General features: G+C 53.0%; 20 protein-coding genes. 6 read left to right on the top strand and 14 right to left on the bottom strand.

The window, feature by feature from the left end; translation table 11 throughout:
- Positions 1–12: 12 nt before the first annotated feature.
- Positions 13–339 carry a heat shock protein HspQ gene (gene hspQ, locus ABXG94_RS12740; RefSeq protein WP_353534702.1) on the bottom strand — a complete coding sequence of 109 codons (327 nt, stop codon included), beginning with the start codon at positions 337–339 and terminating at the stop codon, positions 13–15.
- A gap of 221 nt (positions 340–560) precedes the next feature.
- Here hspQ and ABXG94_RS12745 point away from each other — a divergent pair, with 221 nt between their 5' ends.
- Positions 561–1,148, top strand: a complete 588-nt coding sequence (locus ABXG94_RS12745; RefSeq protein WP_353534703.1) for a transglycosylase SLT domain-containing protein — start codon at positions 561–563, stop codon at positions 1,146–1,148.
- A gap of 36 nt (positions 1,149–1,184) precedes the next feature.
- Here ABXG94_RS12745 and ABXG94_RS12750 read toward each other — a convergent pair whose 3' ends face one another.
- The 4 genes from ABXG94_RS12750 to ABXG94_RS12765 all read right to left on the bottom strand — a co-directional run bounded on the left by ABXG94_RS12750 (position 1,185) and on the right by ABXG94_RS12765 (position 7,460).
- Positions 1,185–1,799 (bottom strand): LolA family protein, encoded by a 615-nt coding sequence (locus ABXG94_RS12750; protein WP_502901704.1) that lies wholly within the window; start codon positions 1,797–1,799, stop codon positions 1,185–1,187.
- Positions 1,800–1,880: 81 nt separating this feature from the next.
- Positions 1,881–4,817 carry a DNA translocase FtsK gene (locus ABXG94_RS12755; protein WP_353534704.1) on the bottom strand — a complete coding sequence of 979 codons (2,937 nt, stop codon included), beginning with the start codon at positions 4,815–4,817 and terminating at the stop codon, positions 1,881–1,883.
- Positions 4,818–4,830: 13 nt separating this feature from the next.
- Entirely contained in the window at positions 4,831–6,009 is a 1,179-nt protein-coding gene (locus ABXG94_RS12760; RefSeq protein ID WP_353534706.1) for an aminotransferase class I/II-fold pyridoxal phosphate-dependent enzyme, read from the bottom strand.
- A 122-nt stretch (positions 6,010–6,131) separates the two neighbouring features.
- Positions 6,132–7,460 (bottom strand): amidase, encoded by a 1,329-nt coding sequence (locus ABXG94_RS12765; RefSeq protein WP_353534708.1) that lies wholly within the window; start codon positions 7,458–7,460, stop codon positions 6,132–6,134.
- A gap of 84 nt (positions 7,461–7,544) precedes the next feature.
- Between ABXG94_RS12765 and ABXG94_RS12770 the strand changes: the two genes are divergently transcribed.
- Entirely contained in the window at positions 7,545–8,759 is a 1,215-nt protein-coding gene (locus tag ABXG94_RS12770; RefSeq protein ID WP_353534934.1) for a UbiH/UbiF/VisC/COQ6 family ubiquinone biosynthesis hydroxylase, read from the top strand.
- 4 nt (positions 8,760–8,763) lie between these two features.
- On the opposite strand, the gene ABXG94_RS12775 is transcribed toward ABXG94_RS12770, so the two are convergent.
- From ABXG94_RS12775 to ABXG94_RS12795, 5 genes are all read right to left on the bottom strand, one after another.
- Entirely contained in the window at positions 8,764–8,946 is a 183-nt protein-coding gene (locus tag ABXG94_RS12775; RefSeq protein ID WP_353534709.1) for a Trm112 family protein, read from the bottom strand.
- Entirely contained in the window at positions 8,943–9,584 is a 642-nt protein-coding gene (locus tag ABXG94_RS12780; RefSeq protein WP_353534710.1) for an LON peptidase substrate-binding domain-containing protein, read from the bottom strand. The genes ABXG94_RS12775 and ABXG94_RS12780 overlap by 4 nt, the downstream gene beginning before the upstream one ends.
- A 27-nt stretch (positions 9,585–9,611) precedes the next feature.
- Positions 9,612–10,529 carry a tetratricopeptide repeat protein gene (locus ABXG94_RS12785; RefSeq protein ID WP_353534712.1) on the bottom strand — a complete coding sequence of 306 codons (918 nt, stop codon included), beginning with the start codon at positions 10,527–10,529 and terminating at the stop codon, positions 9,612–9,614.
- 146 nt (positions 10,530–10,675) lie between these two features.
- A complete protein-coding gene (locus ABXG94_RS12790; RefSeq protein ID WP_353534713.1) occupies positions 10,676–11,464 on the bottom strand; it encodes an exodeoxyribonuclease III in 789 nt (262 codons plus the stop codon).
- A gap of 252 nt (positions 11,465–11,716) precedes the next feature.
- Positions 11,717–12,403, bottom strand: a complete 687-nt coding sequence (locus ABXG94_RS12795; RefSeq protein WP_353534714.1) for a response regulator transcription factor — start codon at positions 12,401–12,403, stop codon at positions 11,717–11,719.
- Positions 12,404–12,562: 159 nt separating this feature from the next.
- On the opposite strand from ABXG94_RS12795, the gene ribA reads away from it, so the two are divergent.
- Entirely contained in the window at positions 12,563–13,654 is a 1,092-nt protein-coding gene (gene ribA / locus ABXG94_RS12800) for a GTP cyclohydrolase II (RefSeq protein WP_353534715.1), read from the top strand.
- On the top strand, positions 13,651–14,160 hold the full coding sequence (locus tag ABXG94_RS12805; protein ID WP_353534717.1) for a L,D-transpeptidase family protein: 510 nt from the start codon (positions 13,651–13,653) through the stop codon (positions 14,158–14,160). The genes ribA and ABXG94_RS12805 overlap by 4 nt, the downstream gene beginning before the upstream one ends.
- A gap of 54 nt (positions 14,161–14,214) precedes the next feature.
- Here the strand turns inward: ABXG94_RS12805 and ABXG94_RS12810 are convergent, their stop codons facing one another.
- A complete protein-coding gene (locus ABXG94_RS12810) occupies positions 14,215–14,868 on the bottom strand; it encodes a YggS family pyridoxal phosphate-dependent enzyme (protein WP_353534719.1) in 654 nt (217 codons plus the stop codon).
- 108 nt (positions 14,869–14,976) lie between these two features.
- Positions 14,977–15,780 carry a porin gene (locus ABXG94_RS12815; RefSeq protein ID WP_353534720.1) on the bottom strand — a complete coding sequence of 268 codons (804 nt, stop codon included), beginning with the start codon at positions 15,778–15,780 and terminating at the stop codon, positions 14,977–14,979.
- A gap of 292 nt (positions 15,781–16,072) precedes the next feature.
- Here ABXG94_RS12815 and ABXG94_RS12820 point away from each other — a divergent pair, with 292 nt between their 5' ends.
- A complete protein-coding gene (locus ABXG94_RS12820; protein ID WP_353534722.1) occupies positions 16,073–16,576 on the top strand; it encodes a DUF3576 domain-containing protein in 504 nt (167 codons plus the stop codon).
- Positions 16,577–16,704: 128 nt separating this feature from the next.
- On the opposite strand, the gene ABXG94_RS12825 is transcribed toward ABXG94_RS12820, so the two are convergent.
- Complete coding sequence (locus ABXG94_RS12825; RefSeq protein WP_353534723.1) at positions 16,705–17,592, bottom strand: DMT family transporter; 888 nt, start codon at positions 17,590–17,592, stop codon at positions 16,705–16,707.
- 129 nt (positions 17,593–17,721) lie between these two features.
- Between ABXG94_RS12825 and ABXG94_RS12830 the strand changes: the two genes are divergently transcribed.
- A complete protein-coding gene (locus ABXG94_RS12830; RefSeq protein ID WP_353534725.1) occupies positions 17,722–18,552 on the top strand; it encodes a helix-turn-helix domain-containing protein in 831 nt (276 codons plus the stop codon).
- Here the strand turns inward: ABXG94_RS12830 and ABXG94_RS12835 are convergent, their stop codons facing one another.
- Entirely contained in the window at positions 18,553–19,812 is a 1,260-nt protein-coding gene (locus tag ABXG94_RS12835; protein ID WP_353534727.1) for a glycosyltransferase family 4 protein, read from the bottom strand.
- Between the last annotated feature and the right edge of the window lie 83 nt (positions 19,813–19,895).

Consider the following 19,895-nt stretch of genomic DNA (forward strand, 5'->3'; position numbering starts at 1 on the left):
ACACGGCCTGTTTTAGTTCATGTTGAAATGCAACGGATATTGGCCGTCTTCAAATGGGCCAAACAAATCGCTGATATCAGGGTGATCAACCGGTTCACCTGAATAATCGGCAATCAAGTTCTGTTCGGACACATAGGCCACGTAATAGCTTTGATCATTTTCAGCCAGCAAATGGTAAAACGGCTGTTCCCGTGTCGGGCGACTCTCTTCGGGAATCGCGTCATACCATTCTTCGGTATTTGAAAACTCAGGGTCTACGTCAAAAACCACCCCGCGAAAGGGGTGTTTTCTATGGCGTACAATCTGGCCAAGATGATATTTCGCGCGTGATGTGTTCATAAGTTGCAGCCCTTACCCGTCAAATCTAGCGCTTTCAAGGGGGTTTTGTCCATTTATTGCGGCCATTTTTGCGGAAACAGACTGTGGACGCCCTTATAACAGTCAAGCAGACGCACACAGGCAAAGTCTTGCTGACAGCCTGCGGCAAACCCGATGTATTGTGATTTCAAAAATCACGAATTACGCGTATGATAGAGAAAAACAACATATGCGAGAGCCCTATGAGCAGACCCTTTCGCGCCCTATTGCTTTTCCTCCTTGTCGCGGCCTGCGGCGGAGGCAATTTCTCGGCGCCCAGAAATTTAAATGATGCATGTTCGATCTTAAAGCAGCGCCCCAAATACGCTCGCGCCTTTAAAGCCGCTGAACGGCGTTGGAAGGTCCCAGCGCATGTGCAAATGGCGACGATTTACCAAGAAAGCAAATTTGTCGGGAACGCCAGAACCCCTTTGCGTTTTGCCTTAGGCGTTTTACCGATGGGTCGCCAAAGCAGTGCATATGGCTACTCGCAGGCGCTGGATGCAACCTGGGAGGGCTACAAGCGCGACACCGGGCGTAGAGGCGCTGACCGCGATGATATTTTCGACGCAACCGACTTTATTGGTTGGTATATGAACCAAACCCGCGAAAAGAATGGCATCGCATTGACCGATGCGCGTAATCAATACTTGGCCTATCACGAGGGGCATACAGGGTTTGCACGCGGCACCTATCGCAATAAAGCATGGCTTGTGCGCGTTTCCGGCGAAGTCGCCAACCGATCGGTGACATATAAACGCCAACTCTCAAACTGTCGTCGCTATCGATAAAACAGTCAGAGCGCCATCGGCGCTCTTTCTCTTTGCCTAATCTTCGTCATTTGGCGCACGAAGGGTCTTCAATCGTTCGATGTTAAACAGGCGGTTTGCAAGTTTAACATTCTGGTTCATTTCACCCAGAATCACGGTGGTCGCCCCACCGTTGCCATCTTTGATCACCCATTGGCGCAGCTCTACCGGCGCGCCAGTGAAAACCAGATCAATAGACCCATAATCAGGGCGTTTGGGGTCCTGCGCCGTTATGGTAGTGGCCGTGCCATCATAGCTGTGGGCGACAACCATATCGCGTTGCTTCAGGTCAACATTCGGCTCTAAAATGACCCAAAGAGGTGTCTGCCGCAGAGGATAGTTTTCTGGGGGTTCATTGGACTTCTTGTCAAAAATTGCCACCTGCCCGCTGCCAGCCATGACGAGGGCAGCCTCGGGTGGGTCATATTCAAAGCGCGCGCGCCCGGGGCGTTTTAACAATAGCCGCCCGGTGGAAATTGAATTGTCATCATTGATCTGCGTAAAGCTCACCTCTGCGGACTTAAGCGTGTTCAAGTAGGCAGAGATTTCGTCAAGTGATAGCTTTTCAGCCAAAGACGGCGTTGCCATCAGGACCAAAAGGGCTGGGGTCAAGAACAGTTTCATCGGTTTCATAAACTTAACCTAGGAAAGATTAGGGGCGGTTACATCCCGCCCCCTTAGATTTATTCAATTTTCGGCCTTTATCTGCTCAAATCATTGTTCGGGCACAAGGATCTCGCGTTTGCCAACATGATTGGCTGCCGAAACCAAACCTTCGTCTTCCATCTGCTCAACCAGACGCGCAGCCTTGTTATAGCCGATCGCCAATTTGCGTTGAATATAAGACGTCGAACACTTGCGGTCCTTGATCACTATGGCCACGGCCTGATCATACAGCGCGTCTTCGCCATTTGTGTTGCCACCCAGACCAAGCACAGCGTCGATGTTATCTGCTGAGCCTTCTTTGGGGCCATCCACAACACCACCGACATATTCTGGTTCACCAAAACTCTTAAGGTGATTAACGATTTCTTCGACTTCTTCATCGCTGACAAATGGGCCGTGGCAACGGGTGATTTTTGAACCACCGGCCATATACAGCATGTCCCCCATGCCCAATAGTTGCTCGGCGCCCATCTCACCCAAAATCGTGCGGCTGTCGATTTTCGACGTCACCTGGAACGAAATACGGGTTGGGAAGTTGGCCTTGATTGTCCCAGTGATAACATCAACCGAAGGGCGCTGCGTCGCCATGATCAAGTGAATGCCAGATGCACGTGCCATTTGCGCCAGACGCTGGATGCAGGCTTCGATTTCTTTGCCAGCCACCATCATCAAATCAGCCATCTCGTCGACAATAACGACGATATACGGCATCTTTTCTGGAATGATCTCTTCGGTTTCAAAGACCGGTTCACCGGACTCGTCATCAAAACCAGTTTGCACCGTACGGCTAAAGGTCTCGCCTTTCTTCAGGGCATCTGCAACGCGGCTGTTATAGCCGTCGATGTTACGCACACCCATTTTTGACATTTTCCGATAGCGATCTTCCATTTCACCAACGGTCCATTTCAGCGCAACAACCGCTTTTTTGGGATCCGTCACAACGGGCGACAACAAGTGCGGAATTCCGTCATAAACCGACAATTCCAGCATTTTGGGATCGATCATGATCATGCGGCAATCTTCGGGGGTCAACTTGTACAACAATGACAGAATCATTGTGTTGATCGCCACAGACTTACCCGAACCCGTTGTCCCGGCGATCAAGAGGTGAGGCATTTTCGCGAGGTTGGCTACAATTGGATCACCACCAATGTCTTTTCCCAGGGCGAGCGGAAGTTTGCGATTGCCTGATTCATAATCCCGCGACGACAGAATTTCGCGGAAGGCCACCATTTCCCGGTGATCATTTGGCAATTCGATACCAATTACAGAACGACCAGGCACGGTGGAGACCCGTGCTGAAAGCGCTGACATAGAACGTGCGATATCATCAGCCAGCCCGATGACACGGCTGGCTTTCAGACCCGGCGCGGGTTCAAGTTCGTACATTGTAACGACAGGGCCTGGGCGGACCGAAACGATTTCGCCTTTAACCCCATAGTCATCCAATACTGTTTCCAGCATGCGGGCGTTTTCTTCTAACGCATCATCACTAAGTGGGCGTCGCTCGATGCTATCAGCACTGGCCAACAAATTCAGAGGTGGCAATTCAAAAGCCGTTGCTTTTTCATCAAATGCCAGCTGAGGCTGAGCTTCGGCTTTGGCGCGTGCAGAAGGCTGTACTTGCTTGCGCGGCTGATGTTGAACAACTTTGCGCGGCTCTGCTACAGGAATTTTCGGTGCAGCCGGCGCAGGTGTCTGGGGCATCACACGCTGCAACGGCACAACGGTCGCCGTTTCAGGCTCTTCGATTGCCTCAACATAAGGGGCGGCTTGCCCAAAGTCTTCGGGCGTCGGCACCTGTGTTTGTGGCTGTGCAGTCAAAGGCGGCTCTGCGGGAATGGGCACAGCTGCGGGTGCCGTCAATGGCGGTTCCGCGGGCAGTTCACCTTCGCTTTGTGTCTGCAGAACAAGCGGTTGTGGTCCACGTCCCAACCCTTTGGTAACAGGCGCGATATCTGGTGCGTAGACTGGCTTATTGCTGCGCACCCGGCTTTTGATGACATCCGCAATTTTGGCTTTGATACGATCATCGCCTGGCATATCACGGACATCGGCAACGCTATCCTGAACAATCAATTCCGGCTCTGGCATCGGCTCTGCGCGCTTTATAAGATTTGGAACGCGGGCCAAAAGGCTCGATTTGGGGGCCTCTTCCAACACTGGATCGGGCTCTGCATATGCATTTGAATACTGATCTTCGGTCTGCGCATGACGAATGCGCTTCGGGCTAGACGTAGGTTCGGCATGGGCTGCCTCAGCTGCGGCGGCTTCTTGGGCCAGCAGGCGACGTTCGTTTCGTCTTGCTTGCATTGTTTGCGCTGCGCTGACGGCCCCAGTGGCACCACGCCCAAGTAGCGTCATTAACGACGCATAGCTCATGATGACCCCGACCAATAGAAAACGGCCAATAAAATTCAATTCTGGGCGTGTGAACCCCATGACAAACAGGATCAGAGCAAGAGTACCCAGGCCGAGTACCAAAGAGATGATTTTTAACCCTATCAGCGCACTGATCGGAAGAATGTTCAGAGTTACTCCAACAAACGTATCGCCAAAAAATCCACCTAGTCCTTGAATGCCGGTCCAACCCTCAGGCGGTACTAATGTAGAGGCATATGCAGCTCCCAAAAACCATGCGATGGGTGAAAAGATAGCACGCCAGACTAAAGTTTCTCCGCGATGGAAGGCAAAGCGCAATCCCCAAGCAATGGCTACAGGAACAATTGCCCAACTTCCGAAACCCCAAACCAAAATTAACATTGCTGAGATCGTTGCTCCAGTCCGCCCAAACCAATTCTGAACCGGCGCATCTGTAGCCAAAATCCAATTTGGATCGTCAGGAGTGTAGGTTGCGAGCATCATTGCGACCAATGCACCAACCAACAAAAGGGCAATGCCAATCAGCTCTTTGCCGCGCTTTTCAATCGCTGCCTGCATGTTGCTGTCCAGAAGCGGATCGCGACCGCGTGCCTGATATGCCATCTCTTACCTCGACTTATTCGTACAGACAGGCGCGAATGGTTTTCAGCGCCGCCTCAACGTTGTTTTTTGGGGCCACCAAAGCGACCCGGATATATGCTTTGCCGGGATTGTCCCCGTTGCTGTCTTTGCTGAGATATGCGCCTGGAAGCACCCGCACACCTGTTTCTTTCCAAAGTTTCAGCGCAGCCGTTTCGCCATCATCGACCGGCAACCACAAAAAGAAACCTGCAACTGGGCTGGTATAGCCGGGGATGTCAGCAAAAATCTTATCCGCGATCTCAAACTTTTCGGCATAGAGCCGGCGGTTCTCTTTGACGTGCGCTTCATCTGCCCAGACTTTTTCTGCCGCCCGCTGCAGGGGCAAAGGCAAAGGCGCGCCAGCATAGGCACGCAGTTGTTTGATACGCTTTAGACACTCTGGCCCACCGGCAACAAACCCCGACCGTAATCCGGGTAGATTGCTGCGCTTGCTAAGCGAGTGAAAAATCAAAACGCGTTCGGGATCTGCGCCCATTTCTGTGGCCACAGCCAACGTTCCGTCAGGCGCTGAACCCCGATAGATTTCGGAATAGCACTCATCAGCGAAAATTTTGAAATCGTATTGCTCTGCCAACGCAATCAATTTGGTCAGATAAGCCTTGTTGGCCACAGCGCCCTGTGGATTGGATGGCGAGCAAATATAGGCAATCGCCACACGTTTCAGCACCTCTTCGGGCAGCGACGCATAGTCTGGCAAAAACCCAGTCTCTGCCGTCGCGGCGCAAAAGTACGGTTCGGCCCCCACAGAAATCGACGCCACCATGTAGACTTGATAGAATGGATTGGGCAGCAAGATCAGCGGTGGTTCGCCATTCTTTGTCTCAGGACACAGCGCCATCGCGGCGTTATACAGCCCTTCGCGCGTTCCATTGAGCGCCATAACCTGTGTTGCAGGATCGAGTGCGACATCAAAACGGCGCTTGACCCAATCCGCAATCGCTTGTTGTAATTCTGGCGTACCGTCGTTTGGCGGATAGCGATTAAACCCTGCGACATTGTCAGCAATAATCTGAGAGACCCAATCGGGGAAAGTGTGCTTTGGTTCGCCGATTGTCATGTGTACGACATCACCGCCGGGCTCATGAGAGTCCAGAAGGCTCCGCAAGCGCGGAAACGCATAAGCCGGAAGGTTCGAAAACCGCTCGGGGAACATATAGTACTGCCTCAGTTGTCGGGATCATTTTGCCCCGTTTGTGGATAACCTAGCCAAGCAAAGCCATTTCGTCCAGAAAAACCCGGAGATTCCCTAAGGTTGTGGCATTTGCGCCAAGCTCTTTACACCAAGGCTCGCTCTGCCGCATGAGCCAACCGCAGCAAGCGTTGTTCGCCAAATGGCGTGCCCATCATCATAACACCACAGCTTGGAATACCTGTGGGCAAGCTGATGGCACATAGGCCAAGCAAATTACCGATGCGCGTATTGCGCAAGGCCAGCAAGTTTTCCGTCAGATAATAGTCGTGATCATTTTCCAAACGTTTCAAGTTGGGCGGCAAGATTGGCGCGGTAGGGCACAGAACCGCGTCAAACCGCGCTACTTGGGCGTGCCAGCGTTTGCGTAAATCTTCCAATTCTGCCCAAGCGGAAACATAATCGGGGCCGGAAAACCCGCTTCCTGATCTAAACCGCGCCAGTATTTCGCGGAACATCAAATCGGGGTTTGCTTCGATCACATCACGCCACAAACCATAGGCCTCGGCTGTAAACAACGGCGCACTTAGCGATAGTGCCCGTGCAACCTCGGGGGATTGAAAGCGCTCAATTTCTGCCCCCGCGTCTTTGAAACGCTCAATCGCAGTGTCAAATCCCTTAAGCGGTGCCTCACGCACGTCATCAAATGCGGCGGTTTCCAATATGGCGAACCGTTTGCCCTTAAGAGTGCTGCCTGCCAGATCGACCGCTAATTTACCTTCAAGGATACCCAAGGAAAGCGCTGCATCTTCGACAGTGCGACAAATCGGGCCAACGGTGTCAAATTTTTTGCAGAGAGGCACAACACCGTCGTCAGGCAAAAGCCCCCATGTGGTTTTTAGACCAACCAGATCGTTCCAGGCGGCCGGAATACGCACCGAGCCACCGGTGTCTGACCCAATCCCAATCGCTGCCAAACCAAACGCAACTGACGTCGCCGTACCAGAGGAAGACCCCCCAGGAACAGCATTCAAATCGTTGATGCAGGGTGGCGTTTCGGTGACGGGATTATAGCCAAGTCCCGAGAAGGCCAATTCAGACATATGGGTTTTGCCCAAACAAACCAAACCCAGTTGAGAAGCGGTTTTCAACACCGTAGCATCGCGGTCGGGGGTTCGACCTTTGAGCAGCGCAGAACCCGCTTGAGTCGGGGTATGTGCGGAATCAAACAGATCTTTCCAGCTTATGGGTACCCCATCCAATGCCGAAAGCCGCGCACCCGCACGGGCGCGCTCTGCTGCGGCTTCTGCCTCGGCCAACGCTCGATCTCGCGTGACCTCTACATATATTCTAGCCCCATGATCATGACTATCGATTGCCCCAAGGAAAGCCTGCGTCAACGCAACCGGATCAATTGCGCCTTCGCCAATGCTACGACCCAGTTTTGCCGCGCTCATCTTTAGCCAATCAAACATGGTCGCTCTCCAAAATGCAATTTGTGAACGTTAGCGTCCATGCAACGCATGGACAATCCCGAAGCCAAAAGCATAGTAAGACCTATGAATTATGACAGCGATATCTTAATTGCCGGCGGTGGTTTAAACGGCCCCGCTCTTGCGCTTGGACTGGCCCAAGCAGGTTTTTCGGTCACCATGATCGACGCAAGACCGATTCGCGCCAGGGCTGACAGCAATTTTGATGGGCGGGGATATGCCCTGGCCCTCGCGTCAAAGCGCCTTTTGGACGCAATTGGGGTTTGGTCTGCGGTCAGTCAGGACGCACAGCCCATGCTGCACGTTAAGGTCAGCGATGGGCGCGCAGGAGAAGGGCCTTCTCCCTTCTTTTTGCACTTTGATCAGGCCGAGCTTGAAGAAGGCCCGATGGGCTACATGCTTGAAGATCGCTATCTATATCGTGCTTTCTTGGATGCGGTTCAGAACGAAGATCGAATTTCGGTGATTTCCGAAGACAGTGTTGTCGCCCAAAAGATTTCAGACCAGGGTGTCGAAGTCGGCCTGGCATCTGGTAAAACACTTTATGCAAAGTTGCTGGTTGGCTGTGATGGTCGACAAAGTGGCGTGGCGAAACGAGCTGGCATTAAACGGACTGGCTGGGCCTATGGGCAGACCGCTTTGGTTTGTGCCATCGATCACGAAAAACCGCACGATGGGGTCGCCCATCAATTCTTTATGCCGCCTGGGCCCTTGGCAATTTTGCCGCTTTCCGGCAATCGCAGCTCAATTGTCTGGAGTGAAACTGATAAAAACGCCAAGGCGATTCAGGCTTTAAGTGACGCGGATTACCTTGATGTCTTGCGGCCTAGGTTTGGCGATTTTCTCGGGGGGATTTCTCTGGCAGGCGCCCGTTTTTCCTATCCCTTAACTCTGTCCGTCGCCAATCGCTTTGTCGCCGAGCGGCTTGCCCTGGTCGGCGATGCTGCACATGGAATGCATCCCATCGCAGGCCAGGGGTTAAACGCTGGTCTGCGTGATGTAGGGGCTTTGGTTCAGGTACTCAGCGAGGCCAAATCACGGGGCGAAGACATCGCAGGACCGCTGGTTTTAGACCGCTATGAGCAATGGCGTAGGTTTGACACCGCCACGCTTGTTGCCGCGACAGACCTGACTAATAAACTGTTTTCCAACGATAACCCATTGTTGCGACTTGGGCGTGACATCGGAATGGGTGTGGTCAATGCCATGCCCGGACTACGGCGCAGGTTTATCAGAGAAGCCGCGGGGCTAACCGGCGAACTGCCCAAATTGATGCGCTGATGCCTTAGGACAAATCGCGTGCCTCGTCGATCAACATGATCGGGATGCCGTTGCGAATTGGAAAAGCCAGATTGGCACCTTTAGAAACAAGCTCTTGCTGTTTGGCGTCGTATTCTAACAGCCCCTGGCACTGTGGACAAATCAAAGTGTCTAACATGCGGCGGTCAAATTTTGGTTTCTCGGTCATTGCATCCGGTCCTCGACGTTTCCGCCTCTTACGCTGTATTCCATCAAAGTCACCAGGGTTTCACGACGCTCTTGCAACGAGGAAGCCTCTAGCAAGGCTTGTTTATCTTCCGGTGGCAAATCCAGCAACATCGATAGCGAATTTATAAGCAATTCGTTGTCAGCTTCTTGCAGATTGTCCCAATCTGTCGAAAGGGATTGCGCCTCAAAATACCGCTGTAATAGCGTCAGAAAACCTTCCCTCTGAAACTGGTCATCGTGTTCCGCAGGCCCCAAATCGCGTGCAAAATCACCCCAATCAGCGCGGCAACGGCGATAGGGCTGGAAGCCAGAAACTTCTTTGACAACGCGAAAACGAGAAACCCCCGTCAAGGTGACCATGTATCTGCCGTCTTCAGTTTCTGTGAAATGAGTCACACGCCCTGCGCAGCCAACACCGTGTAAAACACTGTCATCGGCTTGATTTGGAACTGGCTGCACCATTGCAATTTGCCGGCTCGGCCCTTTCAGAACATCATCTAACATCGCCAGATAGCGTGGTTCGAAAATATGCAGAGGTAACCGAGCACGTGGCAACAGCAGCGCGCCCGGCAATGGAAAGACAGGCAAAACATCAGGCAGATCAGCAGATTTGAACATGCTGAAAATTCTAGCGCGAATTTCGAATTAGGCAAATATCATCGAGCTAAGTCTACGACGCCCATTCAAAACCACCGGATCTTCTGCCTTGAGCGCATCAAAAATGGTGAACAACTGCGCCTTGGCTGCAGCGTCATTCCACTCACGATCGCGGCGGAACAATTCTAGCAATTCCTCAATGGCCGCCTCGGCGTTACCATCGGCATGCAGGGCCTGCGCATAGTCAAAACGCGCTTGGTGATCATCGGCATTTTCCGCGACCGCGTTGCGCAATTCCGTTAGCGGTCCTGCATTTGCAGCCTGACGCGCCAACTCAATCTGGGCGCGCACCGCCTCCAATTCAACAGCATCAGAAATTTCAGCGGGCAAGCCGTTCAGTATTGCTTCTGCTTCATCCACCTCATCCAATGCGATATGGGACGCTGCGAGACCCGCAAAAGCAATCGCGCTGTTGGGGTCTTCTTCCAAAATCGCCGCAAAGGTTTGCGCCGCATCTGCGGCTTCACCGTTGTCCAACATCTCTTGGGCGGCTTCTAGCGCGTCGTTCAGACCGCCATCCACTTCACCGCCTCCTTGCTCGACGACCTTGGCGACAAAAGCGTCAATTTCGCTTGCTGGTACGGCGCCCTGAAATCCATCTATCGGTTGGCCTTGGTAAAACGCATAAACCGTTGGGATCGACTGAACGCGCATCTGGCCTGCAATCGCCTGATTTTCATCCACGTTGACCTTGGCCATGGTGACAGCACCCTTGGCCTTTGTGACAGCCGCTTCAAGCGCTGGACCAAGCGTCTTACACGGACCACACCAAGGGGCCCAGAAATCGACGATAACCGGAACCTTCATCGAGGCTTCGACCACATCCTGAATAAATGTGGCTTCCGTTACGTCCTTGATAAGGTCTGCGGCGGCGGGGGCGGCGTTGCCCTGTCCAAATTCAAGCATGTCTGGCTTCCCGAAAAATTACGATTTGTGCTCTATATGGACTGCCAATCCTGCTATGCCAAGGTCAGTCGGCAAATGGATTTTCGCAGTGCAGAAGATGACCCGCGCCTAGCGCCCGCACATTGCCCAATCTTAACCGGCGTTCTTTATAGATCAAATTGCGCAAAAATGGGTGCGTGGTCGCTGGGCTTTTCCCATCCGCGCACGTGACGCAGCACGCGACTGCTGTGGCCTGCATTAGAGATGTCGGCCGTGGCCCATACGTGATCCAAACGGCGCCCCTTGTCAGCGGCATCCCAATCTTTGGCACGATAGCTCCACCAACTGTAAAGCTTGCCCTCAGGGATGTCTTGTCGGGTCACATCAACCCACTGACCCGACGCTTGGGTCTCGGCTAGGTGGTCAATCTCGACCGGGGTGTGACTGACAATCTTCAAAAGTTTCTTGTGATCCCATACATCATCTTCGCGCGGCGCAATATTCAGGTCGCCAACCAGAATAGATTTTTCTGGTTTCTGAGCATAAAAATAGTCCCGCATTTCAGTAAGGTAGTCCAGCTTTTGCCCAAATTTCTCGTTCTTTTCACGGTCCGGTATATCGCCGCCAGCAGGCACATAAAAATTGTGAATTGTGACGCCGTTTTCCAGCTTACCTGCAATATGACGCGCGTGGCCCAGATCTGCAAAATCTTCGCTTGCGGCTTCGACCATTGGGATCTTGGAAAAAATTGCAACGCCGTTGTAACCCTTTTGCCCGCGCGCCACCATGTGGTGATAGCCTAGGGCTTTGAAACCCTCGAGAGGGATCTTGTCGACGGGGCTTTTGCATTCTTGCAGGCACAGAACATCGGGCGCTTCATCTTGCATCAACTTCAATACAATCGGCTCGCGCAGCCGCACAGAGTTGATGTTCCAAGTGGCAATCGTAAAAGACATGTCGCGCTCCAAAGTTCATGGTTTGTGCCAACCTAACCAAGGAACCAAAGCTGCGCCACAAGAAACCACAGTGCATAAAAAAAGGTCCGGACAATGTCCGGACCAGTCCAACAGGGAGGTACATATCGTCACCCGGATATGCGCGGGAACTCATTATCTGATAACTCAAACTCTCACGGCACCACATGCAAGGTCAATGTTACTAAATTATTTCATCCCGGCCTGTTGCCGGGAGAACTCATCTTTTGGTTGTCAGCCAACCAACCGATACCCACCGGACTCGGTTACAAGCAGGCGTGCATTGCTGGGATCAGGCTCAATCTTTTGGCGTAGACGATAGATATGGGTTTCGAGCGTATGGGTGGTTACGCCCGCGTTATAGCCCCAAACCTCGTGTAACAGAACATCCCGTGCGACCACACCGTCGGTGCTGCGATACAAGAACTTCAAAATATTTGTTTCTTTTTCGGTCAGACGGATTTTCCGTTCGTCCTCGGTCAGCAACAGCTTCATAGCTGGTTTGAACGTATATGGTCCAAGGGTGAAAACCGCATCTTCGCTTTGCTCATGCTGACGCAATTGCGCCCGGATACGCGCCAAAAGAACGGGAAATTTGAAGGGCTTAGACACGTAATCATTCGCCCCAGCGTCCAGACCCAATATAGTATCTGCATCAGTGTCATGACCAGTCAGCATCAGGATTGGGCTTTTGACACCCTGCTTGCGCATCAAACGGCAAAGCTCGCGACCATCGGTGTCGGGCAGACCCACATCCAAAATCACCAGATCATACAGACCTTCTTTGGCGCGGGCCATTGCTTCGGAACCGTTGCCTGCCTCAAAGACATCGAAGTCTTCGGTCATCACCAACTGTTCAGACAGAGCTTCGCGTAGGTCATCGTCGTCATCAACCAATAAGATTTTTTTGAGCTGTCCCATCTGGGTCTCCGTTTTCTGTTTCACAAGACTTGCGCGTGCTGAGCCACAATCTCAAGGTATGCTGCAATAATTTCACGCCGTCGTGTAAATGCGTGTGTAAATGTTTCACATTGCGACAAAAGCCGCTACATCTGACACGCTGCAGTGTATGAGGACCGCATGAGTTTTTCCCCTGACATACAAGAACGCTTGGCCCGCGCCCGCGCCGATCTGCGCATGGGCGTTCCAATTGTGGTGACCGGAAATGGGCAGTCAATCTTGGTGGCCTCGTCAGAAACCATAGCAGAACAAAGACTTAAGGACATTCAAGCGCTGGATGGGGAAACGGTTTTGGTCATTACAGCGCGTCGCGCGGAAACCCTTAAGGCACGCGCCTATGACACCGAACTGGCGCGCATTGTGATGCCCGCAGATGCCAAAAAGGGCTGGGTCGGGTGTGTTTCAGACCCCGCTGGTGACCTTAAAAACCCCATGAAAGGCCCGTTTAAAACGCAACGTGGCGGAGATGTTTCGTTACATCGACTGGCCTTAAAACTGATGAAATCTGCACAACTCTTGCCGGCTGCTGTAATAAAAGCACCTGAAAACGCTGCGAAACTCGCGTTGGAACATGGGCTTACGGTGATTCCAGAGGCACTGGCAGCCCCCTATATGTCGGCAGCAAGCCCGATGAACGAAGTGGTGCATGCACGCTTGCCAATACGTGCAGCAGAGGCTGGGAAGCTGCATATCTTCCGACCTGAGAATGGCGAGGAAGAGCACTATGCCATTGAAATTGGACAACCTTCCAGGGAAGCGCCTGTCTTGGCGCGGCTTCATTCCGCTTGTTTTACTGGTGATGTTCTGGGTTCTTTGAAGTGTGATTGCGGGCCGCAGTTAAACGGTGCTTTGGCGCAGATGGGCGCAGAGGGGGCTGGGGTCTTATTATACCTAAACCAGGAAGGTCGCGGGATTGGCCTGGCCAACAAAATGCGCGCCTATAGTTTGCAGGATCAAGGGTTTGATACGGTGCAAGCCAATCACCGTCTGGGGTTTGAAGATGATGAGCGCGACTTTCGGATCGGCGCTAACTTGTTGAAAAAAATTGGATTCTCGTCGGTACGCTTACTGACAAACAACCCCAAGAAAATCAAGATGATGCAGGATACCGGCGTTGAGGTCACCGAGCGGGTGGCGCTGCAAGTGGGTGAAAACGCCTATAATGCGGCCTATTTGGCGACCAAGGCAAAGAAATCCGGGCATCTTTTGTGACACCGCTGGTTTTGACACCGACGGGCCTACGGTTCGCGGGGAAACGGTTTCCGTGCACCATTGGAAAAGGGGGAATTTCCCTTAAAAAACAAGAGGGTGATGGTGCCACCCCTGTTGGGGCGCTCAAAATTGTTGGCATGCTTTATCGCCCAGATCGCCTGCATCCTCCGCAACCCTGGGCCCGCGCAATTGGCAACACCGACCTGTGGTCAGACGCTTCAGGTGAACCGGATTACAACCACCTGGTCACGTCTCCCTATGCCCATAGCCACGAAAAACTACGCCGCGCAGATCCGCTGTATGATCTTGTTTTCATTACAGATTGGAACTGGCCAAACGCAAAACCGGGACGCGGATCAGCCATTTTCTTGCATCAATTCCGCCGCCCTGGGTACCCGACAGAAGGCTGCATCGCGCTGCGGCGGGATCACCTGCACTGGATCGCCAAACGTGTCCAACTGGGCACGCCCGTTGTCATTCCAAACGCCCATGGAACGCTGCCTTAATCTTTTGCTCATTGTACAATTTGTACGTTTCAAGCCGCGAAACGTACGATTCGCTTAGCTATAGTCACGAGCTCCAAAGATCGCCGAGCCCACCCGCACGTGGGTAGCCCCAAGCGCTACGGCTTTTTCAAAATCGCTGCTCATGCCCATCGACAGACCGACCAGATCATTGCGTTTGGCAATGTTTCCCAACAGGGCAAAATGCAGACTGGCTTCTTGGTCTACTGGCGGGATACACATCAGACCCGCAATCGGCAGATCCAGAGCGCGACACTCCGCTACAAAGCTGTCGGTGTCAGCGGGCAGCACCCCTGACTTTTGCGGCTCTTCTCCGGTGTTAACTTGAATGAACAACGTTGGGCAGTGACCAAGTTCCTGCGCCAAACGCGCGAGGGTCTTTGCGAGTTTGGGACGGTCAAGCGAATGGATCGCCTGAAACAACTCCATGGCTTGGCGGGCCTTGTTGGTTTGCAGCGGTCCCAGCAGGTGCACTTGCACGCCGCGATAGGCTTGTTTGAAGGCAGGCCATTTGCCTGCCGCTTCTTGCACTTTGTTTTCGCCAAAAAGCCTGTGGCCCTGCTGTAAGACAGCCTCGACCCGGTCGTTGGGCTGGACTTTGGAGACGGCAATCAATTGCACACTGCCAGGTGCACGGTTGGCTGTCTTTTCGGCTTTAGCGATACGCGCCTGAATTTCGGAGAGAGACATAATGTGGCCCTGTGTTCTGCGGTTTGGGGCAAAGAACATCATTTGGGCGCAAAAGAAAAGGGTGGGCCCGAGGACCCACCCTTAACTTAGGTACTTCGTTTTCTAAAATTAGAAGTCGAAGGAGATACCCAGATCGGCCATTGTTGTGCCGTTAACGTCTGCAACACCACCTTGAACGGTTGCGCCACCGATGTCGTATGCAACGTCGATACCGAACGCGTCAGCTGCGCCGTTGTCTGTGTAAACACCAGTTACAGTCACGTCGCCAGAAGTGTAGGAAACTTCAACACCCATTGCGTCTGTTACGCTGTTGTCTGCGAAGAATACTTTACCGCCGATTGCGCCAGCTGTGTAGCCCAATGTCGCGCGCATTTGGTCTGCACCACCAGTTTCACCGAAACCCAGAGCGATTGTGAACGCGTCGAAAGAAGCGTTACCACCGATGGACCAGTCGCTGTTGGAAGAGTCAACAGATACTGCAACGTTGATGTCTGCGATTGCATAGTCAACGCGAACGTCGTGAGAACCTTGTGCGTCGATTTCAGCAATGTTGTCTACGCCAACACCGTTGTAACCGATGTCTGCCAGACCACCTTGGTCCATCGCTGCGTCGATGTTACCAACTGTCAGTTTCAGACCGTTGTAAGAGATGAACACTTCTGGGTCGCCAAAAGCGGCCTGAGTTGTCACGGAGTTCTGATGCGCGGAGTCCAGATCAACGGATGCACCAAATGCAACGCCACCATCTGTTTCGCCGGAGCCAACGATGTTGAAGTCGATTTCGTTGATGACGATAGTAGTTGTGCCGTTGTACATCAGGCCCAAAGAAGCGCCGCCAGTTACGTTAATTTCTGCTGCTGCTACACCTGCGGTCATAACCAGCGCGGTGGATGCAAAGAGAACCTTTTTCATAGTCTTTTCCCTCGGATTACCAAATTATCGCCCTAGCCGGAGAATCCAGAAAGGGTATGAGGAGTGTTTCTCTTTTTTCGGGGTCACATTGCAAGCAAAGCAAACCAATGGATGTTAATGGCTGTTCTGATTGATGCATGTTTGTCACACTTCGCTGGGGTGCAACGGGTCTGAGGCGGGATTTTGCTGCTAAATGCCCGTCACAGCGCGCGTATATATAGTGGGTAAAAAGCTTGCTCTGCAGACGCGGCTTGGATAGGACGATACAGAACTGGGTCGTTTGGGCGGGATTATGACAATCAAATCTACAGCAAGATTGGCACTTTGCATTGTGGCGCTGACAGCGCTTGTGGCGTGCGGCAGTTTCGGTGGCCGGCGCGGTGATGCCGACACTTATGGGCAGAGCGGGACGTCGACTGCCAGCAATAATGCGGTAAAGGTTCAGGATCGTGAAACCACGATCTGGGATATTTTCAAGAAAGATAACAGTGACATCACTGTCAAAGTGAACAAATACATCTGGACGGCGTCGCTGGAAGTTTTGGATTTCTTGCCCGTCGAGTCTGTTGACCCCTTTTCCGGCGTGATCGTGACCGGATATGGCACGCCTCCAAATGGCGGCCGCGCCTATCGCGCGACTATACTGGTGCGTGATCCTGCTTTGGATGCGCGGTCTTTGCATCTGGCGATGCAAACTCGTGGTGGTCGTGCAGTGGATGCCAGCACGGTGCGGGCTGTTGAAGACGCTATATTGGCGCGGGCGCGGCAGCTGCGCATCGCGGATGGGCGATTCTAGGCCTACAGAAATTTGCGCGATTTGAGGGTCCCATTGGGGCCCTTTTTTTGTGCTCAGGATGGGGACAAACATGTCGTGCATCCGGTTGGAGTAGCCCGCGTTTTGGTCATTGAAAAGGCGGGCAGTGTTTAGGCGTGGCTGAAACCCCGTCTTGGGTGCCATTTTGAGAACATCACCAGATTGCCCAAAATCGTCAAGCCGACCCCGAGCACCGAGGTGGTGTGCCATTGGTATCCTTCAAACAATGTGGACATCAAAAGCGCCACGACGGGAAACAGAACTGTTGTATAGGCCGCCCGGTCTGACCCCAATCGGGCAACCAGTAACAGATAGGTGGTAAAGCCCACAACAGACCCCACAAGGGCTAGGTAGAGCAGAGCCCAAACATAGCTTGAAGTTGGGGGTAGTGTCAGGGGAGCTTGGCGCAGAATCACCAGCGCCAACAGGATCAGGGCACCGATGCACATGCCCCAAGCATTGGCGATGATCGGTGTGACACCATGCTGGGTGTTTTTGCGCGACATCATATTGCCAACGGAAAAGAAGACCGTGCCCGCCGTTGCCCAAGCCATGCCCAAGAGCACATTGACGTCAAAGGAAATGGTGAGGTCGTGCCAAAACAGCAAAACAAGCCCCAGAACCCCGATTATGCCGGCAACGAGCGTTCTGGGGCGCAGGTTTTCGCCAAAGAAAAGCCGGGCATTCACCGCGTTGAAGATGGTTGCCAACGAAAAAATCACCGAGACCAAGCCTGAGGGCATAAAGAATGTGGCCTGATAAAAGCAGATGAAATTGAAGCTAAACAAGCAAAACGCCTGCAATATTACAAAGCGCCATGTTTTGGGCTTTTCTAGGCGGCCCAAGGCTGCAAGCCCCAGTACAAATATGAGTCCTGCCAGACCAAAGCGGTAGAAAACCGAAACAACGAGATCGACGGTTCCGATTTGCCACGCAATTGCGATCCATGTTGTGCCCCAAATCAAAACCGTGGCGGCGAAAAGTAGACTGTTTTGCATATGCGCTCCTTTGCAGGGCGGTGCTTAGGTCAAAAGAATCGCACGGGATTGCACAATCTTGCGGTTTAGTTCACGGCGCGGCGTGACATCGAGCTTATTGGCGGTAGATTGAGCTGAAGGAGTGTTTTCGTGAGACACCGTGTTGATGAATTTCTATCTGCGTCTGAACGGACGCAAAGGTTGGGCAACCTGCCAATGGGGCGCGGGCGGCAACTGGCGGTTTGGCAGAACAGCCATGATGAAATTCAGTACAGTGCCACGCGCGGGCATGTGTTCAGCTTGTATCTTAATGGCGGCAGCGGCACGCGCCGCGTTGACGGGAAGGTTAAGTCAGGTGCGCCAGCGACACTATGTGTGTTCCCGGAAGGGCATTCATCAGAGTGGCAAATCAACGAGACGTTTCGATTTGTGCATCTGTATGTTGCCGATGAGCTGCTACGCAGTGCGTTCTCTCAGGTCCACGAAAAAGACGCGCGTCAGTTGGATATAGACGAACGCACTTTTGTTGACCCCGGCGCGCTAGAGCAACCGATGCGCGCGATGGCGCAGGCGACTTTGACTGGCGATATTATGTCTGCAGAAGCCGGTTTTGCTGATTTGGTTGCGGCTTTGGGCCACCAGCTTGTGGCGTTGAAAGGCGGTCTTACCCGGCGGGCCATTCGCGAGGTCAGCGATTGGGTCAACGCCCATATCGCGGAAGACATTAAACTGAGCGATCTGGCGCAATTGGCAGGATTGTCTGAATTTCACTTTCACCGGATGTTTCGGCAAAGCTGCGGCATGGCTCCGCATGCCTGGGTGACACAAATGCGCCTGATGCGGGCCAAAGACATGCTGACGTCAGAGTCGATGGCCCAGATCGCGCTGGCCTGCGGATTTTCAAGCCAAGGGCATTTCATTCGCCGCTTCAAAGACCAATATGGTGTCACGCCCGGTCAATATCTGCGTCTGGCCTGTTAACTAAAGCGCGGTGCCGCCTGCTTTGGCATTATACAGCTGCTGGATCCAATCAAGCTGTTTGGGCAGGCAGACGGTTTCCAGATCATAGCGATCCTGCACCAGTTTGCGGGCATTGGCCCCAAGTCGGGCGCGGGTTTCCGGACTGTCCAGCAGATCGTTGAGTTGCTCGACCAGACCAGCGCCATCGAAGAAATCCACCAAGCGGCCAGTCTCGTCTGGATTGATGACTTCGCGTAAGGGCGCGGTGTCGCTGGCGAGGATACATGCGCCACAGCTCATGGATTCGAGCAACGACCAACTGAGGACAAATGGGTAAGTCAAATAGACATGCACGCGCGAGACTTGCAGCATTTGCATAAAGTTTTCATAGGGCAAATGGCCAACAAAATGCACGCGGTTCCAATTTGGGGTTGGGATTTGTCCGCGCACTTCGTCGATGAAAATCTGCTTCCATGTTTTGCCTTTGGGCGCGGCGGCCCCGTAGGAATTGCTGTCACCGCCGACAATCACCACTTGGGCATTGGGGCGGGTTTTCAACAGCTTAGGCAATGCGCGCATAAAGATGTGATAGCCGCGATGGGGTTCAAGATTGCGATTCACAAAGGTGATCACCTCGTCCTCGCGGGTCAGCGTCAGATCGTCTGAAACCTTAAATTCCACGTCGGGCTTGGGCACCGCGTGCTTGGTGTCGATGCCATCATGGATCACGCTGATGCGGTCGCGGTATTTTTGTGGGAATGTGCTGGCTTGGTATTCTGTGGGGCTTAGACCCATGTCGCCAAGTGGGAAATGCAGTTCATTGTTCAGGTTCTTTAGGCGCAGGCGCACACGGTCTTGGATGCTGGGTTTTGATGAAAATTCCGGATCAAACCCGTTGTCGCCATCCTCGGATTGGTAAAACAGCTCGTAAAACAGCCCGATACGCGCCTCGGGCCAGACATCGCGCAGAAACATCGATTCGCCCCAACCGGGATGGGCGACAATCACGTCAGGCGTAAAGCCCTTGGCTTTGAGCTCCAGCGCCGCGTTCATGCAGGCTTCGCCGCGAATTACCTTGGTGTCTAGGTCGGTGACCCAGGGGTGAATTCCGCCGCCCTGATTGCGCTTGATTGCGTAGGGCAACACCTGAACACCGTTCCATTTGGTTGGCTCTTTGACCCGCAACGTCAAAGCCACGCAGGTATGCCCCTGTTTGGCCAAAGCCGGTGCAAGGTTTTTAAACTGGCCCGGAAAGTTTTGGTGAATGAACAGAATTTTCATGCGAGGGCGTCCTGAAATGCAATTTCCCCTATATAGACATGTCTGATTGTCGCTCGAAACCGCATTTTTTACCGATGTATGGG

Source organism: Cognatishimia sp. WU-CL00825, from assembly GCF_040364665.1.
In the GTDB taxonomy this organism is placed as follows: domain Bacteria; phylum Pseudomonadota; class Alphaproteobacteria; order Rhodobacterales; family Rhodobacteraceae; genus Cognatishimia.

Excerpts from the sequence above, each read along its gene's own strand:
- hspQ (WP_353534702.1), bottom strand. The coding sequence starts at position 339 with ATGAACACATCACGCGCGAAATATCATCTTGGCCAGATTGTACGCCAT.
- ABXG94_RS12745 (WP_353534703.1), top strand. The coding sequence starts at position 561 with ATGAGCAGACCCTTTCGCGCCCTATTGCTTTTCCTCCTTGTCGCGGCC.
- ABXG94_RS12750 (WP_502901704.1), bottom strand. The coding sequence starts at position 1,799 with ATGAAACCGATGAAACTGTTCTTGACCCCAGCCCTTTTGGTCCTGATG.
- ABXG94_RS12755 (WP_353534704.1), bottom strand. The coding sequence starts at position 4,817 with ATGGCATATCAGGCACGCGGTCGCGATCCGCTTCTGGACAGCAACATG.
- ABXG94_RS12760 (WP_353534706.1), bottom strand. The coding sequence starts at position 6,009 with ATGTTCCCCGAGCGGTTTTCGAACCTTCCGGCTTATGCGTTTCCGCGC.
- ABXG94_RS12765 (WP_353534708.1), bottom strand. The coding sequence starts at position 7,460 with ATGTTTGATTGGCTAAAGATGAGCGCGGCAAAACTGGGTCGTAGCATT.
- ABXG94_RS12770 (WP_353534934.1), top strand. The coding sequence starts at position 7,545 with ATGAATTATGACAGCGATATCTTAATTGCCGGCGGTGGTTTAAACGGC.
- ABXG94_RS12775 (WP_353534709.1), bottom strand. The coding sequence starts at position 8,946 with ATGACCGAGAAACCAAAATTTGACCGCCGCATGTTAGACACTTTGATT.
- ABXG94_RS12780 (WP_353534710.1), bottom strand. The coding sequence starts at position 9,584 with ATGTTCAAATCTGCTGATCTGCCTGATGTTTTGCCTGTCTTTCCATTG.
- ABXG94_RS12785 (WP_353534712.1), bottom strand. The coding sequence starts at position 10,529 with ATGCTTGAATTTGGACAGGGCAACGCCGCCCCCGCCGCCGCAGACCTT.
- ABXG94_RS12790 (WP_353534713.1), bottom strand. The coding sequence starts at position 11,464 with ATGTCTTTTACGATTGCCACTTGGAACATCAACTCTGTGCGGCTGCGC.
- ABXG94_RS12795 (WP_353534714.1), bottom strand. The coding sequence starts at position 12,403 with ATGGGACAGCTCAAAAAAATCTTATTGGTTGATGACGACGATGACCTA.
- ribA (WP_353534715.1), top strand. The coding sequence starts at position 12,563 with ATGAGTTTTTCCCCTGACATACAAGAACGCTTGGCCCGCGCCCGCGCC.
- ABXG94_RS12810 (WP_353534719.1), bottom strand. The coding sequence starts at position 14,868 with ATGTCTCTCTCCGAAATTCAGGCGCGTATCGCTAAAGCCGAAAAGACA.
- ABXG94_RS12815 (WP_353534720.1), bottom strand. The coding sequence starts at position 15,780 with ATGAAAAAGGTTCTCTTTGCATCCACCGCGCTGGTTATGACCGCAGGT.
- ABXG94_RS12820 (WP_353534722.1), top strand. The coding sequence starts at position 16,073 with ATGACAATCAAATCTACAGCAAGATTGGCACTTTGCATTGTGGCGCTG.
- ABXG94_RS12825 (WP_353534723.1), bottom strand. The coding sequence starts at position 17,592 with ATGCAAAACAGTCTACTTTTCGCCGCCACGGTTTTGATTTGGGGCACA.
- ABXG94_RS12835 (WP_353534727.1), bottom strand. The coding sequence starts at position 19,812 with ATGAAAATTCTGTTCATTCACCAAAACTTTCCGGGCCAGTTTAAAAAC.